At 43.9% G+C, this 17705-nt stretch carries 11 protein-coding genes and 2 pseudogenes; 7 read left to right on the forward strand and 6 right to left on the reverse strand.

The window, feature by feature from the left end; translation table 11 throughout:
• Positions 1 to 24: 24 nt before the first annotated feature.
• Positions 25 to 1002, reverse strand: coding sequence for a DUF1852 domain-containing protein (locus tag AB4351_RS04650; RefSeq protein WP_017064213.1), 978 nt, complete (start codon positions 1000 to 1002; stop codon positions 25 to 27).
• 343 nt (positions 1003 to 1345) lie between these two features.
• On the opposite strand from AB4351_RS04650, the pseudogene AB4351_RS04655 reads away from it, so the two are divergent.
• A pseudogene (locus tag AB4351_RS04655) lies at positions 1346 to 2165 on the forward strand (sulfite exporter TauE/SafE family protein).
• Between the two features lie 227 nt (positions 2166 to 2392).
• Positions 2393 to 3397, forward strand: a complete 1005-nt coding sequence (locus AB4351_RS04660; RefSeq protein ID WP_372125201.1) for a metal-dependent hydrolase — start codon at positions 2393 to 2395, stop codon at positions 3395 to 3397.
• Positions 3398 to 3750: 353 nt separating this feature from the next.
• On the opposite strand, the gene AB4351_RS04665 is transcribed toward AB4351_RS04660, so the two are convergent.
• The 4 genes from AB4351_RS04665 to AB4351_RS04680 form a co-directional block, all read right to left on the reverse strand.
• Complete coding sequence (locus AB4351_RS04665; RefSeq protein WP_372125202.1) at positions 3751 to 4782, reverse strand: IS110 family transposase; 1032 nt, start codon at positions 4780 to 4782, stop codon at positions 3751 to 3753.
• 180 nt (positions 4783 to 4962) lie between these two features.
• Positions 4963 to 5688, reverse strand: a complete 726-nt coding sequence (locus tag AB4351_RS04670) for a GntR family transcriptional regulator (protein WP_102321452.1) — start codon at positions 5686 to 5688, stop codon at positions 4963 to 4965.
• Between the two features lie 183 nt (positions 5689 to 5871).
• Positions 5872 to 7497 carry a PTS fructose transporter subunit IIC gene (locus tag AB4351_RS04675; RefSeq protein ID WP_372125204.1) on the reverse strand — a complete coding sequence of 542 codons (1626 nt, stop codon included), beginning with the start codon at positions 7495 to 7497 and terminating at the stop codon, positions 5872 to 5874.
• 241 nt (positions 7498 to 7738) lie between these two features.
• Positions 7739 to 8479 (reverse strand): GntR family transcriptional regulator, encoded by a 741-nt coding sequence (locus AB4351_RS04680; protein WP_241910602.1) that lies wholly within the window; start codon positions 8477 to 8479, stop codon positions 7739 to 7741.
• 253 nt (positions 8480 to 8732) lie between these two features.
• On the opposite strand from AB4351_RS04680, the pseudogene AB4351_RS04685 reads away from it, so the two are divergent.
• The 4 genes and pseudogenes from AB4351_RS04685 to manA all read left to right on the forward strand — a co-directional run.
• A pseudogene (locus AB4351_RS04685) lies at positions 8733 to 9230 on the forward strand (fructose PTS transporter subunit IIA); the annotation flags it as partial.
• A gap of 118 nt (positions 9231 to 9348) precedes the next feature.
• Positions 9349 to 11988 carry a mannosylglycerate hydrolase gene (gene mngB, locus AB4351_RS04690; protein WP_372125206.1) on the forward strand — a complete coding sequence of 880 codons (2640 nt, stop codon included), beginning with the start codon at positions 9349 to 9351 and terminating at the stop codon, positions 11986 to 11988.
• A 63-nt stretch (positions 11989 to 12051) separates the two neighbouring features.
• Positions 12052 to 13158: a glycerate kinase gene (locus AB4351_RS04695; protein WP_372125208.1), complete on the forward strand. Its 1107-nt coding sequence runs from the start codon at positions 12052 to 12054 to the stop codon at positions 13156 to 13158.
• Position 13159: 1 nt separating this feature from the next.
• The gene (gene manA / locus AB4351_RS04700) at positions 13160 to 14350 is read left to right on the forward strand and encodes a mannose-6-phosphate isomerase, class I (RefSeq protein WP_102321457.1); all 1191 of its coding nucleotides are present in this window, start codon (positions 13160 to 13162) and stop codon (positions 14348 to 14350) included.
• Between the two features lie 642 nt (positions 14351 to 14992).
• On the opposite strand, the gene AB4351_RS04705 is transcribed toward manA, so the two are convergent.
• On the reverse strand, positions 14993 to 15835 hold the full coding sequence (locus AB4351_RS04705; RefSeq protein WP_372125210.1) for a hypothetical protein: 843 nt from the start codon (positions 15833 to 15835) through the stop codon (positions 14993 to 14995).
• 291 nt (positions 15836 to 16126) lie between these two features.
• On the opposite strand from AB4351_RS04705, the gene AB4351_RS04710 reads away from it, so the two are divergent.
• On the forward strand, positions 16127 to 17680 hold the full coding sequence (locus tag AB4351_RS04710; protein WP_017062426.1) for an amidohydrolase family protein: 1554 nt from the start codon (positions 16127 to 16129) through the stop codon (positions 17678 to 17680).
• Positions 17681 to 17705 lie beyond the last annotated feature (25 nt).

The raw sequence follows: 17705 nt of genomic DNA on the forward strand, positions 1-17705 counted from the left end.
GTGGTTTGAGAGCGCAATAGACGATTAAAGTGCGTAATTTGCCGACCAGTTCTCTAGAACTGATTGGTATGGCTTAATGAACTTCTCTTCTGCGAATTTACCTTGTTCAACAGCTAGCTGGCTTCGTTCTTCACGGTCGTACACGATTTGAGTCAGCGAGTGATCCAAGTTTTTCAAGTTTGGTTGGTAACAGTTACCCGCAACCGCGTTCGCGTTGTAAATCTCAGGTCGGTAGATTTTCTGGAACGTACCCATGGTACTGATGGTGCTGATAAGCTCTAGGTTAGAGTAATCGTTCAGCAGATCACCAAAGAAATAGAAGGCCAAAGGTGCAACACTGTTAGGCGGCATGAAATAACGAACCTGTAAGCCCATCTTTTTGAAATATTGTTCAGTTAAAGAAGACTCATTCGGTTGGTATTCAAAACCTAATACTGGGTGTTGGTTTTCAGTGCGGTAATAGGTTTTATTATCTGACACGCTTAAGCAAATAACAGGTCGTTTATTAAAGTTCTTTTTGTAAGCGTCAGAGTTAACGAAATATTTAAAAAGCTTACCGTGTAAGTCACCAAAATCTTCTGGAATGCTGAATTTATCTTGGCCTTTATTATGATCCAATAGACGTACGCTAAAGTCATAATCTCGAACATAAGAAGAGAAGTTATTTCCGATAATGCCTTCAATACGCTCGTTAGTTTTACGGTCTACAATATTGGTTTTCAGCACTTCAATTGAAGGGAATGCTTCGCCGTTGCTTTCAATATCCATATCAACAGAAATGATTTCAAGCTCAACAGAGTAGCGGTCGCCCTTAGGGTTATCCCAGTGCGCTAACGCGTTGAAACTGTTATCGATCATTTGTAGTGCATTGCGTAAGTTCGCTTGACGGCTGTCACCGCGAGCCAGGTTAGCAAAGTTGGTAGTGATACGCGTGCTGTCTGCAGGCTGGTAGTTTTCGTCGAGGCTAATGCTCTTAATCGTAAAATTAAATTCTTTATTCATGCTGATTTGGTATCCCAATTTTTTTTCTGATTCTCTCGGTCTTTAGTATTAAAACGGCTTTTATTTTTTGCTTGTGACCGGATTAAGAATCGAAGGCTATGCTGTCTGAAATTAATGCTTAGTAGAATTAATGTCGTATAAAGTTAATCGCTTAAGGTTTTTATACGTTGATAGGTTGACCATTAACAATGGTATTACTTCACATTCAACATGAGGAATATTCATGATCTATTCTGTCTGAATATTTTAGTCGGTGTCAGTTATATTAATTAGCTTGATGGAAATATAACCGCATTAATAGTGTGTTATTTAAGACGATTAATTTAATTAAGAGATGGATGAAATGAGTGAATTGCTGTTGTTGATTTTCTACTGTGCGTTACTGTGCGTTACTGGGCAGTGGTGTTGGGTTTCTAGCCGGTTTGTTAGGTATTGGCGGAGGGCTGATCATTGTTCCTGTGTTAAGCAGCATTTTACTGTATTTAGAAGTTCTACCATCCGACCAAGTTGTTGTCGCGGCGATTGCTACCTCGTTGGCATCGATACTGTTCACTTCAACATCTTCTGCACTCGCTCACCACAAGAATGGCAAAGTGCCTTGGGATCTGGCGCCTTGGATCATGCTCGGTGTTGCTCTGGGTGCATCGGTTAGTGGTTTTATGGCGGCGTTGTTACCGGAAAAAGTCGTTCGTATTGTGTTTGCTGTGAGTGTGGTTCTTATTGCGATCAAGATGTTCTTAAGCAGCAAAAATGATGCGCCTAAGGAACGAAAACTGCCGAACAAAGGTGTGCTCACTGTGCTGACAACCATTACGGGTGGCTTATCTGCCATGATAGGTATTGGTGGCGGAGCATTGCTGGTTCCGCTATTAACGTTCTTCTCTGTCGATATGAAAAAGGCCATCGGTTGTGCCTCGGCTTGTGGCATTGTGATCGCGTTGTTTGGCTCGATAGGTTACATCAGTTCAGGCAGCAGCCACTTTGCTCTATCAGATGGCTTTGCTGGCTTTGTTTATCTGCCTGCGCTGTTGGGTATTGTGTGCACGTCTTGGTTTACGGCTCCGTTAGGCGCAAAAGCCACCAACCATTTACCGGTTCCAACGATTAAGAAAATCTTCTCAGTACTGCTGGTGGTTATCGCAGCAAGCATGGTTGCTCGTTAATAAAAGATCGTTCAAGTGTGAATATACAGAACAAAAACGAATAAATTGATCAACCACCAATAATTAGAAAAGGGCAGTTTCATAACTGCTCTTTTTTTGTTTATCGGTCTATGCTTATACAGCTATGTACATGAGTATATTGATAAAACCGTTTAGTTATGAACAGTTCACCGCTATAGCTAAATGTATTTTGTTTGATTCAACGGAATGCTATCAATGAGTGATTTATGGATCCTTTAACGCAGGGCGTGTTAGGCGCTTCTTTGTCACAATCGGCCAGCAAAAAACAACATTTGGTTGTTGCTGGGGTATTAGGGCTGCTCTCCGGGTTAGCACCAGATTTGGATGCACTGATTAAGTCTCAAAGTGACCCTTTGTTGGCTTTGGAATTTCATCGACAACTTACCCATTCACTCTTCTTTATTCCCATTGGCAGTTTGATCTGCGCTTTGGTTCTGCATCACCTGATTGCAAAAAAACGTGGGCTTTCTTTCAAACAAAGTTGGCTGTTTTGTGCTCTGGGCTATGGTACTCATGCACTGTTAGACGCTTGTACCACCTATGGCACGCAGTTACTTTGGCCTTTCACCAACGCGCGTTTTTCTTGGAATACCATATCAATCATCGATCCTGTTTATACGCTTCCCATTCTAGTGTTGCTTGTGTTTGCGACGTTAAAACGAGCGCCTTGGCTAGCGCGTGTTGCGTTTACTTGGGCGCTAATTTATCCAACATTAGGGATGATTCAGCGAGACAGGGCAGAGGCGATTGGGTGGCAATTAGCGCAAGAAAGGCAACACACACCGATTCGATTAGAGGCAAAACCAAGCTTTGCGAATATCTTGGTTTGGAAAGTGGTGTACGAAACAGAGGCTCATTACCATGTAGACGCAGTGCGGGTTGGCACATCGGTAAGCACGTATCCCGGAGAGTCGATTGCGAAGCTGAATGTTAGCAGGGATTTACCTTGGCTTGACCCGGACTCTCAACAAGCCAAAGACATAGAACGTTTCCGCTGGTTTTCAAATGGTTATATCGCTCAGGACCCAACAGACGAGCTGCGTATTATCGATGTCCGATATTCAATTGTACCAAATCAAATGAAAGCACTATGGAGCATCAAGCTATCAAAAGCAGTTGATGCAAACGCGCATGTAAAATACGAAACTCATAGAGACAACACGCCAGAATCGAGACAGACCTTTTTCGATATGCTCACTGGTGATAAATGAGCTAGTTTTAAACTGATCTGCACCGTCAATACTGGATGCTACGTTAAGCGACTTTCCATACGTTTAGTTATCTCTGAATTGTTAATTTAGGGGAAGCTATAGCTCATTTATGCCCCATTCCGTATATGGAATCCACGTATTTACAAAGTGATTTTGGCAATAAAAGTTAAGATGCGGTCGTATATTCGGCTTCTTATTGAAGGAGCTACCCTCTAGCCTTTGATGTTTTGCGCACCTACTGTCCTTATCGCGCTAGCAGCTTTTTACAGCATGACAGAATGGCCAGGTTCTCAGTAGGTTGGTCTTACCTTTTATGCATCATCATTTTGTAAAATTTAAAAATTTGGTAGTGATTAATGAGTGAGTAATACTGGTTTATATTCAGTCTCATACCGAAGCATTGCCCACGCAGTACGTACCACTTTGTTAGCCAGTGCAATGCAGGCCTTCTTGAAGCCGATACGATCTATGATGCTCCTCAACCAAGCGTCCTTCTGAGTCTTCGGTTTTTCGGGTAGTCGCCCAACGTATGAAATTGCGCCAAGATAAAGAAGCGAGCGTAGCTCCTTCACACCACCGCATTTATCGATCCCAATCATAAAAACTTTGCCTCCTGAACTGTGCTGTTTAGGTGTAAGACCAACAAATGCTGAAGCTTGTCTTCCATTCTTGAACTGCTTTCCATCACCAAGAGTTGTATAGAGCATCGCAGCAGTTGTTTCACCAACCCCTTCAATGCCCATTAATCGTTGGCACGGCTCTATCTGACGGGTTAAAGCATTTTTCTCTTTTTCGAATGCGATGAGTTTTGCTTTAAGTTCTTTATATTGCTCCCAAAGCATCGACAGAACGGATACGACATTGGAGGGTATTGGTGTATCGCCATCAAGCACGGTTTGAACCGACGCTTTTAAGCCTTTTTCACCTCTAGGGTTTGCTATCCCGTAGCCCAAAATTGTCCCTCTAATGTGAAGAGCTAGGGAAACAACACTACGAGATAAGAATCTACGGCTAGTTTCTAAAGAATGCATAGCTTGTTGTTCCAATGACTTTGGACGACTGTACTTGATACCAATTTGTATAGCGGCGTTAGCGATGGCGAGAGCATCATTATGATCCGTTTTATGACCTTCTAGGTATCCTTTCACCTTCTTAGGGTTAATGATTCGGACTTCATGCCCAAGTTTTTCTGCTAATTGCCCCCAGTAATGGCAACCGCAACAACCTTCCATGGCGACAATCGAAGGCTTAGCCTTTGCCAAGAACTCTTTCATCTTCTGGCGACTCAGAGGTTTATTGGACATTAGCTCACCATGAATGCTGATATGGCAGGCTTGAAGAACATTTTTTGCTAAGTCGATAGCGATAACATTTTTAGTCAACATATTGGAACCCTCGGTTTTTTCTCACACTCCTAAGTCTAGATTGCTAAGGAGGGAGTGGATTCCATACATCACGTTAGTGTTTTTACTCATAGCTATCTTGTTAAAGAAAGTTTGTCCTATAAATAGTAATCTGAATAGTCGATTCGAACATTCTACAAGTTTACTCAAAACGTCCACAGGTTAACGGGGAGATTTCCGTCTTTTTGCGACTAGAGTGAACTTATAGTCACTGGATTTAAAGTAGTTGCGACTATATTCGAATACAGTGTCATCGTGTAGGTAGCTGCGAGTGCGCTTCTCAATGATCGGGTCGGCAGGACTGATGCCTAGCAACTCAGCAACATCGTTAGCCGGGAGGATGGGCACGATTTCCTGCTCACTTCTATCTATCACCAGTTTTTTCTGCTTCTCGATATAATCGTATTTCGAGCCTTGCATCACTTGATAGGTTAGATCCGGGAACATGTCGACTGGCATCCATGTCTCTTCAACGGTGATTGGGTTGTCATCGACAAAACGAACGCGTTTTACGTAAAAAATTCGAGCGCCTTCGTTGATGTCTAAGTGCTCTGCTAGTGTTAACGAGGCAGATTGAATTTCAAAGGCAATTACATCGCTATGAGTTATCCCACCTAAATGAGCCCATTTTTCCGCAAAGCTACTTTGTTGGTAGATATCGTAGTTAACCTTATTCTCTTTAACGTAGGTGCCACTACCCTGAATGCTCTCTAGCTCTTCATTTTCGATCAGAAGTTTAAGCGCCTGACGAACGGTTACTCGGCTGGCAGAAAACTCTTCGCACAGTTGAGCTTCTGTTGGCAGCGCCTCACCTACCTTGTAAATCTTACTGCTGATTTTTTCTCGAATGGCGTCAGCTATTTTGCGATACAGGGGCAGTCTTGCCATGTAAACCTCGAAAACAATACAAAAGAGATAGGTGACAACGACTTGTGATCACCTCTAGAGGCTTAATGATACGAATTAAAGCACTGAATACAAGAAATGGTTGTTGAGTGAGTGAGCTGATAATACAAAAAAACTCCAAGCGGGGGAGGCTTGGAGTTTTGGAGCATACTAAGTGAGGGTGAGTTAAGCTTTCGTTTCAGCTAACTTCTTTTCTTTTTGGTTTCCTATTACTTTTAATCCGATGGTTAGTGCCATTGACACTGCAATACCGATGACGAAGTAAGTCAGCCAAGCAACAGGGTTACCGATGACAGGTAGCATGAACACTGCGCCGCCAGCTACGGTACCAATAGTAATCTTAGAAGAAAGAATTAATGCAGCCGCTACACCACCACCAATCATATGAGCAGGGATGATACGCATTGGATCTTTTACAGCGTAAGGGATAGCACCTTCAGTGATACCACAGAAACCTAAGATAGCGGTTGAAGGGCCTGCCAAGCGATCTTCTTCATCGAAGAAACGTTTGAATACGACAGACATAATGCCTAATGACATACCAGGGATACATTTCGCAGCAGTAAAGGCAGCGTAAAAGATTGATGCATCACCAGCGAAGTCACCACTTGTACCAACACCGATACAGAATAGGTAAGCCGCTTTGTTTACCGGGCCGCCCATATCGAAACAAGCCATAGCACCGAGGATGAAACCAAGAATCAGTAGGTTGTTTGTGCCCATTGAGGTTAGCCAGTCAACCAAACCACTGTTAAGCATCGCGAAGAACTTACCAGGGCCCGCATACATAAAGATTAGTGCTGCGATACCCGCTAGTAGAGGTGTGATGATAATCATCTTCACTGACTCTAGTACTTTCGGTACTTTGATCTGGCGGACAAGCATAACAAATAACGCTGCTGCTGCACCGGCTACTAAGCCACCTAGGAAGCCGCCGGTCATGATAGAGATCTTACCGAATCCACCACCAACAGCGACGAAACCACCGACGAAACCAGGAGCTAGACCAGGTTTACCGACCATACCGTAAGCTGTAAATGCTGCAAGCACACAGATTAACAGTGGGTTAAATGCTTTTAACGTGCCGTAGTATAGGAAATGAATAATGCCTTGAAACGAAGACTCAAACTGCGCTTTGGCTTCTGGCTGTGCAATAGCTGCATAAACTTCTTTCTTAATTGCACCGATTTCACTGTTTGCTAACCCTTCAGCGGCGTTAATTATGCCAAGGTCTGCGTATGTTTTGCCCGTGTATTCAACCAGTATCGCTTCATCATAAAGGTGGGTGTAATCGTAGCCGAAGAATAGATTTAGAAGACCTACACAAAGACCACCGATTATAACAAGAGGAATGATGTGAGATACGCCTGAAAGAGCGCCCTTGTACCAAAGTTTCAAGAAACTAACGATCATATTGTCGTTGCTCTCTTCCTTCTCGGCAAACTTGTTGGTCGTCGTGGCTGCTTTCGCATTTGAGCCACCCGCTTTGACCTTCTCTTCGAGTGCATCAAGCATTTCATCAGCGGCTTTGATACCATCTTTAACCTTACCTTGCACAGACGTTAGCCCCTCGAAGCGCTCAGCTTCAATTACGCCTACGTCAACAGCGTAGATAATGCCATCGGCCTGCGCGATATCTTGTGCGGTTAGTTTTCCATCTAGTCCATTCGCACCTTGCTTCTCGACCTTTATTTCCCAACCGCGCGCGGCTGCTTTCTTTTCTAAATTTTTAGCCGCCATGTAGGTGTGCGCTACACCGGCTGTACATGCTGTAATCGCTAAGATTTTCATCTGATGTTCCTTTGCGTCGTCTCTCGTCATTTGAGCGACAAATAGGTCACTCAATGATTATATTCTTACTTAATTTGTTTTAATCATCTGTGATAATTCTCACAAGTTGTATTATTTGTATTTAATTTGTTTTTATTGTTCTTAGTATCAAAGTAATACAAAAAAAATGCACTATGACTATATGCCATTGAAATATAATACTAAATAGCTACTAGGCGACATTAAGTAATAAAACCCTTATTTAAATAGAATAGCTTGTATTCGCCCTTTGGCGCTTAGAGGTGAGGGTAAATTTATAGTTGTTGGTCGTGAAATAGTTTCGGCTATATTCGAAGATGGTGTCATTTTCTAGGTATCCGCGAGTACGCTTTTCTATAACAGGTTCTGTAGGATTGACTCCAAGCAATGTCGCCACGTCACTTGGTGGAAGGACAGGCATGATTTCTTGCTCACTTCTATCTATCACCATCTTCTTTTGCTTTTCGATGTAGTCATATTTCGACCCTTGCATCACTTGGTAACTGAGGTCTGGGAACATAGTCGTTGGCATCCAAGTCTCTTCAACCGTAATGGCGGTCTCGTCCAGGAAACGTACTCTCTTGATGTAGAAAATGCGCTCGCCTTCATTGATATCCAAGTGTTCGGCCAGCGTTAATGAGGCGGCTTGTACCTCGAAAGATAAGACATCGCTGTGTGTTACTCCCTGCAAATGAGCCCATTTCTCAGCAAAGCTGCTCTGTTGGTAGATGTTGTAGTTTATTTTGCTCTCTTTTACATAGGTACCACTACCTTGAATACTTTCTAGCTCTTGTTGTTCGATTAGAAGTTTAAGCGCTTGGCGTATAGTTACGCGGCTGACAGAGAACTCTTCACGGAGTTGTGCTTCTGTCGGTAGTGCTTCACCAACCTTGTAAATACCGGTGCTAATCTTATCTCTAATGGCATCAGCGATTTGTCGGTACATGGGTAATCTTGTCGTCATATCCTAGCTAACCTCTTGCGTATTAACCTGTAGAACCACTCTAACAGGTCTTAGTGTGTGACCTTTGACTTGAATAATACGAATTCTACCCAGTTAAATAATGATAAAGAATACAAATATGGGCCTTTAACTCCAATTTAATACATATCGTGATATTTGTGAGATCTGTATCATGGTTTATTTGTATTTGATTGGTATTATTATTGTCACATGAACAGATAACCCAAAAGAACGTGAACACGGGGCTAAAACTATGAACCTTACAACGCTTACCAACTCATCACTGATTAATCTACAAACGACGTTCGAAAGTCGTGACGCTGCAATTGAAGCACTCGCTGAACAACTCGACCAACAAGGCAAACTGCACGACAAAGAAGAGTATTTAAAAGCTGTGTTTGCCCGTGAAGAGCATGGTGCAACGGCGCTAGGCGAAGGCCTTGCTGTTCCACATGGCAAAACCGACGCAGTGAAAGAAGCAGCATTTGCAGTCGCAACCCTAAAACAAGATTTGAAATGGCAGGGCATTGATGAAGAAGAGGATGTAAATCTGATCTTTCTAATTGCTATTCCTAATGCTGAAGCGGGCTCTACACACATGCAACTGCTGACCGAGCTGACAAGTACTTTGATTGATGATGAAGTTCGTGAAGCGGTACTTAGCGCGACAACTGTAGAACAAATTTTTGCACTTCTTAGCGATGAGGAAGAACAAATTGAACAGGCAGCCGAAGAATCTGCACCAGTAGTTGAAGAGAAGAAAGGGTTGTTTGGTTCTATTGCTTCAAAGTTATTTGGATAACTCAGCGTTTACTCAAAAGCCATTACTCATTTAAGTCGCACAGCACAGTCTTTACAGGTACAAAACAATGACTAAATCACGCGTTCATATTACCCCACACATGCACTGGGATCGCGAATGGTACTTCACCACTGAAGAGTCTCGTATTCTTCTGGTGAACAACATGGAAGAGATCATGCAACGTCTGGAGAGCGATCCAGAATACAAATACTATGTACTTGATGGTCAGACCGCTGTCCTTGAAGACTACTTTGCCATCAAGCCAGAAAATAAAGAGCGTGTACGTGACCTAGTTCAGGCGGGCAAACTTATTGTTGGCCCTTGGTACTCTCAAACTGACACTATGCAGGTTGGTGGTGAGTCAATCGTTCGTAACATGTTGTACGGCCTACGCGATTGTCTAGAGTTAGGTGAGCCAATGAAAATTGGTTACTTGCCAGACTCGTTCTCAATGAGCTCACAGTTGCCGATGATCTATAACGGATTTGATATCGATACAGCGATGTTCTGGCGTGGTTGCTCTGAGCGTCACGGTACCAACAAAACTGAGTTCTTATGGCAATCTAATGATGGTTCAGAAGTAGCTGCACAAGTACTGCCTCTTGGATATGCGATTGGTAAGTACCTACCTCAAGATGAAGAAGGGCTGCGTGCTCGCCTAGACAAATACTTCCCGGTGTTAGAAAAACCGTCAGTGACCAAAGATATCCTGCTGCCGAATGGTCACGATCAGATGCCAATCCAAAAAGACATCTTTGAGGTGATGGACAAGCTACGTGAGGTTTACCCAGAACGTGAGTTTGTGATGAGCCGCTTTGAAGAGGTGTTCGACCGCATCAAGCAAGAACGCGATCAATTAGACACAGTAAAAGGCGAGTTTAACGACGGCAAATACATGCGTGTGCACCGTACAATTTCGTCAACTCGTATGGATATCAAGCTGATCCACGCTCAGGTAGAGAATAAGATCGTCAACATCCTAGAACCTCTTGCTTCTATCGCTTGGTCACTAGGTTTTGAATATCACCATGGCTTGATTGAGAAAATGTGGAAAGAGAGCATGAAGAACCATGCCCATGACTCTATTGGCTGCTGCTGTTCAGACAAGGTGCATGCGGAGATCCTTAACCGTTACATCCTAGCCGACGATATGGCGAGCAATCTGATCACCTTTTACAAGCGTAAAATTGTTGACCACATGCCAGCGCGTGAAGGCTGCGACAAGCTAGCTTTCTTTAACCTATCGCCATACGAACGTGAAGAGGTGATCAACACCACCATCACTATTCGTGCAGAGCCGTTCAACATCTTCGATGATAACGGCAACTCAGTTGAGTACTTCATCCAAGATCAGCGAGTGATCGACCCAGGCAAGATTGACCGCCAGATTGTCCACTACGGTAACTATGACCCGTTTATTGAGTACGATATTCAGATTAAACAATCTGTACCTGCGATGGGCTTTGCTACCTTGCATATTCAAGGCAATGAACAAGGTGCTCAGAAGATTGCCGAGCAGAAAGATTACCTGCTAGAGAATGAGTTCTACACCATCAAAGTGAACGACAATGGCACCCTAACCATCTTGGACAAAGAAACCGAGATGACATACGACCAAGTGCTAAAAATTGAAGATGGTTCAGACGATGGCGATGAGTACGACTATTCGCCATCTCGCAAAGAGTGGCTGCTTTACTCAGATGAGTTTAAAGTCGAAACCGATATTAAACATGAAGGATTCCAATCGGTTGCTAGCATCAAACTGCGAATGGATGTACCAGCTAATCTGCAAGAGCGTGAAGAGCGCACAGGACAAAACGGCTATGTAGATGTCGATTGTCAAGTGGTACTTAAAGCCGGTTCACGCCGCATTGAAGTCCGTATGGAGCTAGATAATCAAGCAGACGATCATCGAGTACGTGTGCTTATCCCAACGCCATTTGTCTCTGAAAATGTGGTGGCAGATAACCAGTTTGGCCTTATCACTCGACCAACTAACGACCCTGCAATGGAAGTATGGGAGCAAGAAAGCTGGAAAGAAGCGCCAGTGCCTGTGTACCAGCTGATGAACTTTGCTGCGGTTGAAAACCAGACAGGTGGACTGGCATTGATGACCAATGGTCTGCGTGAGTTTGAAGTCGTATCAAGCCAAGGCAATGAAGAACGCGATACCTTTGCTCTAACTCTACTGCGTGGGGTAGGAGTTCTAGGTAAAGAAGAGTTGTTGCTGCGTCCAGGACGTCCTTCAGGTATCAAGATCCCGACCCCAGACTCGCAAACTCGCGGCAAGTTGGTGTGTGAATTCAGCTTACTTGGTTTTGCTGGCAACCATATCGCGGCCAACGTTATGGCTAAAGCACGAGACTATGTAACGCCAATCGAGTGTTACAACAAGATCCCGTACAACGCAATGAAGCTAAACGTCGGTGAGCAAGACAAGCCGTTAACCTACTCGCTTCTTGCCAAAGAGCAGAAAGGAGCTGTTCTTAGTGTACTGAAGAAAGCGGAAGATGAAGATGCCTTAATTCTACGTGTCTACAACCCGGCTGAATCTGGACAGATTGAAGATGGTGTTACCTTCACTCAAGCAGTGACTTCATGGCAAGAGACCAGCTTGGATGAGCGAGTACGTGATACCGAAGTCGCTAGCCAGAGCTTTGGTGCACTTAATGCGTGTCAGGCTAAATCATTCCAAGTGAAGTTTTAATCCTAGTTTTTAACCGTAGAAACCTCCGCTCTGATTCCAACTGGGCGGAGTTGGTGAACCGAGATGAAGATTGTAATTGCCCCCGATTCATTTAAAGAGTCTCTTAGTGCCAAGCAGGTATGCCAAAGCGTTGAAGCCGGTTTTGCACAAGTATTCCCAGAAGCGGAGTATGTGCATCTACCGCTGGCCGACGGCGGTGAGGGAACGGTCGATGTATTGATGCAAGGGTTAGATGGCATTGTGCAAACTACCCAAGTGATGAACCCACAAGGTGAGACCGTCGATGCACATTGGGCACTGCTTGATGACGGTAATACGGCATTGATAGAGATAGCTTCAGCATCGGGATTAGACCTAGTTTCGCCACAAGATCGCGATCCTGCCCTTGCAACTACCTATGGTACTGGTGAGTTGATCAAAGAGGCACTTGAGAAAGGTGTAAATAAAGTCCTGCTTGGTCTTGGAGGCAGCGCCACCAATGATGGTGGGGCTGGTATCGTCCAAGCATTGGGTGGTACTGCTCTTTCTAACCTTTCTCGTATCGACTTAAGCAATATCCATCCTCGATGCCAACAGGTCGAGTTTGTGATCGCTTGTGATGTCAACAATCCATTAGTTGGTGAAAACGGCGCTAGCTATATCTTTGGTGCTCAAAAAGGGGCTTCCTCGGAACTGATTGATCAGCTTGATGACGCGTTGAATCATTTTGGAGAGGTCAGCAGCAATCTCACTGGAACAGATAACCGAACTACACTTGGCTTTGGCGCTGCTGGTGGCGCATCTCTTGGTTTATCACTGCTATTTGATATCCAAATCAAGCAAGGTATTGAGATGGTTTTAGATACCTTAAACGCAGACCAAGTGCTGCAGGGCACGGATCTGGTTATTACTGGCGAAGGCCAGATGGATAACCAAACCCTGCAAGGCAAGACCCCGTTTGGTATTGCTAAACGAGCCACGCTACAAGGTATTCCCGTGATTGGAATTGCAGGCTCATTGGGTCAAGAGATTGATGAACTCTACAACGTTGTCGATAGCACCTTTGGCACGGTTCGTTCACCACAACCACTAGAACAAGTTCTGACAGAGGCGGGCGATAATCTGACTCGCACTGCACGCAATATTGCCGCTACTTTGAAAGTCGGCGCACAGATTTTTGGAGAGAAGTAGTATGTCTCTATTTAAGCTTGATAACGTCATCCAAAACTATGCATGGGGTAGTAAAGACTCCATTCACAACCTATTTGGTATCAATAATCCAGAGCACAAGCCACAGGCAGAGATCTGGATGGGTGCTCACCCAAATGGCTGCTCTAGGCTCGATGGTACCGGAGAGCCTCTTGCTGAGGTAATTGAGCACAACAAGCAAGATATTCTTGGTGGCTACACCGCTGCACGTTTTGGGGAGTTGCCTTTCTTATTCAAAGTGCTTGCCGCAGAGATGCCACTCTCTATTCAGGTACACCCTAGTAAACATAAAGCGCAGCAAGGGTTTGAGCGAGAAAACCAACGAGGGATTCCGCTAGATGCCGCGCACAGAAACTATAAAGATTCCAACCATAAGCCTGAATTGGTTTACGCTTTAACCTTTTATAAAGCGATGAATGGATTTCGCCCAATTGCAGACATTATTACTTTGTTTAAAGAGGCCGACATTCCAAGTCTGGCGAAAGAAATTTCCGAGCTAGAAAAGCACGCAGATAGTGCAGCGCTAAAAGAGTTCTTTGCTGCGATTATGTCACTTGAAGGTGAACGTAAAAAGGTGGCACTGGCTGAACTTGGTGAGGCGCACAGACGTCCGGCTAAAACCATGATAGGGCGCGAGGCTCTGCAGTACAGTGCTGAGTTTAAGCGGCATTATCCTGGAGATATCGGTCTATTTTCTCCACTAATGCTTAATACTGTTGAATTAGCACCTGGCGAAGCAATGTTTTTGTACGCCGAAACCCCACATGCATATGTGCAGGGGACTGGTCTGGAGATAATGGCAAGTTCAGACAATGTCTTGCGCGCAGGGCTCACACCAAAACACATTGATGTAACTGAGTTAATAGATAACACCTCATTCGAACCGATTGAACCAGCGGAGATTCGGCTAAAACCAATATATAAAGAGAGTAATAAAGTGAGCTACCCGATCCCGGTTGATGACTTCTGCTTTGAAGTAATGACAGTCGAGATTACCAGCCAAGCACAGTTTGTTCGTAGCGCAGAAATACTGTTTTGTATTGAAGGTGAAGTTGCAATTTCAAGTCAAAATAATCACGTTGTGTTGAGAGCTGGTGAATCAGTATTCGTTAGCAGTAACTCAGTGAAATACGATTATCAAGGGCATGGGAGGATAGCCCGAGCATTCAATTAATTTTCATATGCTTGGAACCTTGATGTGGCCAAAGTAGACACTACTAATTAAACGGCTCCTGCAAACAATACTGAGTAATTGGCTGCCCGACGTGCTTTTTGTCTATTTTAAGACAAATCTCATTTAACTTACTTAAACTAATCCATTGCTCACTAAATTAGCAAATCGCGTAGCACACTTTTGTCCAGAAACTTCTCACGCACCATTTCGTAACTCAGAAATGCCCAGAACCTTCTTAAGGCTCAGAGATTCTGTGCGGAAAGGGATTAAAGTGAGTAACCGTGTATCGGGGGTCTTAGCCTGCATGGCTATTGCAGCACCGTTGGAAATACCTAACTGATGCCGTTGAAGAAGCTATTATACTTATGTTGAAATAGACTGAATTACTAGCTGGCGGTTGTAAGCAGGTTAAGTACGTTAGGATAAAGTATAGTTGCCTTAGCCTAAAAATTTATGCAGTAACTTATGAATTTGACACTTGGTTAAAAGTATTGCCATAAGTATTACCGCTCTCTTTGCGAGTTTTTTTATGGATATATATCAGCATCTTAAATAAATCGGATTCCTCACTCACCGCCAAATTTAAGACCGCAGCAGTTCGCTGCGGTTTTTTTATGTCTAATTTTATCCTGCGACCTGTTATCACCAAGGAAGAGCAACAACAGGTGTGATGACCAGTCGAAGTTGATGCTCTATCCCAAACGCGTCAGGGCTTTCAATGTAGTTCCAGTATTGAAGACCAAACTTGATGGGTTTGCCACCAATGAGAGTCGTCTTAGCGAACCCAATACCAATAGGGAATGACAATTTATTTCCACTGCTCGCTTCGTGATTATAGCTCCAAGTTGGTTGCGCTTGAATTTGCCATCCATCGTCTAGATTCGCGGTATAGAAGTACTGTCCACCAGTAATACTCGCGTCGGCGTCATTGCTTCCGCCAGCGTTCCATTGATGGGTAATTAACGCCCCGATAACCCCCCAGCTTTGTACGTAGGCTAAGGCAAACTCTGGACCGAGTAAGAATTGATCGTTACCCAGTTCATCGCTTGTTGCGGTGGGCAGTGTACCCACTATCCCCCCCACGACAATCATGCCGCTCTCAAAGGTATGACCAACGGCCACATCAAAGCCGATATCACCGAGACCTGCATCTGAATTTTCAAATCTATCGCCCTTGTAATAGGGTTGGTCAAATATTAAAGGTATATTTGGTCTGATAAATAAGTTGGTTCGCTCTGCAATTGGCACAGGGAGAACAGGTTGAAAGCTGAAGCGATACCCGTTCTGACTGTTCGCTGAATTTAAGTCGCCTTGATAGTTCGTCCAATCCAAGTTAAAGGACATCGAGCCAAGCGTTGTGTTTGGGTTGGCTAGCTCTTTAGCTACCTCCTCTACATCTTGCCCCTCGTCGGCTAACACTACGATGGGAAGAGTGACAGCAAAGAAGAATATCGCGCTTAAACTTCGTAATTTAAGGTTTGGCATTTTTTTTCCCTGACGAAAACGTTGGTACATAAACGTTTAGCTATGAAGGATTATTTTGTCAAAGTTGCCTTTATAGAGAAGGGCAGCTCTGGAGCGGCAAAGTCAATAGTTGTGGGTGAGATGAGCGTAAAAGTGATTGTTTTTGAGTCACTTTCTCTTGTCACGTTAGATTTGTCTTATCATTGAGAAGAATGAGCAAAGATGAGGATCAGGTAGATAGCGTGAAATTATTGGTCTAAGATTTTTGACACGTAACACTTATAGTTCATCTCACACACACGGGATAAAATTATGAAACCACTAGAATCATTCATTAAAAAGGCTACGATCGTCGGCTTTGGCCTTATGTCACCACTTGTTATCGCCGCTAATTATGATGTTGTAATTTTGAACGGCAGAGTTATCGACCCTGAAACAAATTTCGATTCTGTTGCTAATGTCGGGATCAAAGATAATAAGATCACAGCAATAACGACCGATAGTATTTCTGGGGATAAAACTATTGACGCTACAGGTAAAGTTGTTGCCCCTGGATTCATCGACGTCCACGCTCATGGTCAAAACATTGGTGACTACAGAATGCAGGCGATGCAAGGCGTTACCACTATGCTGGAACTCGAATCTGGTGTTCTACCTATCAGTGACTGGTATGCAGGACAAGCTGAAAAAGGCTTACCATTAAACTATGGTGCAGCAGCTGGTTGGACTTACGCTCGTATTGCTACATTTAGTGAGACGGAACCCGAAGCGACCGTTGGCTATTTCCAAAAAGCTCAATCACGTAATGATTGGAAGATGGATATAGCAACACCTGAGCAAGAAAGTAAAATCATCAAGCTGATTGAGCAAGGCCTTGATGAAGGTGGCCTAGGTATCGGTATTAACGCTGGCTATGCACCGGGCCATGGTCAAAAAGAATATTATGCATTGGCTGAATTAGCCGCAGAAAGAGACGTAGCAACCTATACTCACGTTCGCTATGCCAGCAATGCCGAGCCACAAAGCTCGTTTGAAGCCGTTAAAGAATTAGTGGGCAATGCCGCTATCACTGGCGCTCATATGCACTTTTGTCATATTAACAGTACTTCATTAAAAGATATCGAAACCATCTTACCTATGGTCAATAAGGCTCAAGAACAAGGAATCAATGTTACTGTGGGCGCTTACCCTTGGGGCGCAGCAAGTACTGTCGTTGGCGCAGCCATGTTTTCTGGTGAAGGCTGGCGGGAACGTATGGGTTCAACCGCTGAAAACTTTCAGCTAGGTAAAGAACGTATGACAGAAGAACAGTTGAAAGACTACCAAGAAAATAAACCTGGTACTTTTATTGTCTGGCACTTCCTAGACGAGCAAAACCCTAAAGATCTTGCTCTATTAGACGCTTCGATTCTAAATCCTAATGTGTTGATTGAATCTGACGAAATGTTCTGGATGCATATGGACGAAGACGGCCACATTGAAAATTATGCAGGTGACGAGTGGCCATTACCAAAAGATCTATTCTCTCATCCTAGATCAAATGGCACCTTTGCTAAAGTACTCAGAGTCTATGTTCGTGAGCGCGGCTTGTTAACGATGACGGAAGCACTACGTAAAATGACACTGATGCCAGCTCAATTAATAGAAGATTTTGTCCCTCAAATGAAAAATAAAGGACGAATCCAAACCAATATGGACGCAGATATCGTGGTATTCGACCCAGAAACTATCGCTGATGTGGGCACCTACCAAGATCCTAACCACCCAGCCGTAGGCGTACATTGGTTATTGGTTAACGGCAAAATCGTTGTCAACAACACACAACTAGATACAGACGTTAAAGCAGGCGAAGCCATTCGACGTTAATTCACCGGCTCTTCTCCGCTTAGAT

The organism is Vibrio sp. 10N.261.51.F11, from assembly GCF_041471665.1.
In the GTDB taxonomy this organism is placed as follows: domain Bacteria; phylum Pseudomonadota; class Gammaproteobacteria; order Enterobacterales; family Vibrionaceae; genus Vibrio; species Vibrio crassostreae_C.

What these genes read in the sequence shown, in the direction of transcription:
- AB4351_RS04650 (WP_017064213.1), bottom strand. Translation starts at nt 1,002, where the DNA reads ATGAATAAAGAATTTAATTTTACGATTAAGAGCATTAGCCTCGACGAA.
- AB4351_RS04660 (WP_372125201.1), top strand. Translation starts at nt 2,393, where the DNA reads ATGGATCCTTTAACGCAGGGCGTGTTAGGCGCTTCTTTGTCACAATCG.
- AB4351_RS04665 (WP_372125202.1), bottom strand. Translation starts at nt 4,782, where the DNA reads ATGTTGACTAAAAATGTTATCGCTATCGACTTAGCAAAAAATGTTCTT.
- AB4351_RS04670 (WP_102321452.1), bottom strand. Translation starts at nt 5,688, where the DNA reads ATGGCAAGACTGCCCCTGTATCGCAAAATAGCTGACGCCATTCGAGAA.
- AB4351_RS04675 (WP_372125204.1), bottom strand. Translation starts at nt 7,497, where the DNA reads ATGAAAATCTTAGCGATTACAGCATGTACAGCCGGTGTAGCGCACACC.
- AB4351_RS04680 (WP_241910602.1), bottom strand. Translation starts at nt 8,479, where the DNA reads ATGACGACAAGATTACCCATGTACCGACAAATCGCTGATGCCATTAGA.
- mngB (WP_372125206.1), top strand. Translation starts at nt 9,349, where the DNA reads ATGACTAAATCACGCGTTCATATTACCCCACACATGCACTGGGATCGC.
- AB4351_RS04695 (WP_372125208.1), top strand. Translation starts at nt 12,052, where the DNA reads ATGAAGATTGTAATTGCCCCCGATTCATTTAAAGAGTCTCTTAGTGCC.
- manA (WP_102321457.1), top strand. Translation starts at nt 13,160, where the DNA reads ATGTCTCTATTTAAGCTTGATAACGTCATCCAAAACTATGCATGGGGT.
- AB4351_RS04705 (WP_372125210.1), bottom strand. Translation starts at nt 15,835, where the DNA reads ATGCCAAACCTTAAATTACGAAGTTTAAGCGCGATATTCTTCTTTGCT.
- AB4351_RS04710 (WP_017062426.1), top strand. Translation starts at nt 16,127, where the DNA reads ATGAAACCACTAGAATCATTCATTAAAAAGGCTACGATCGTCGGCTTT.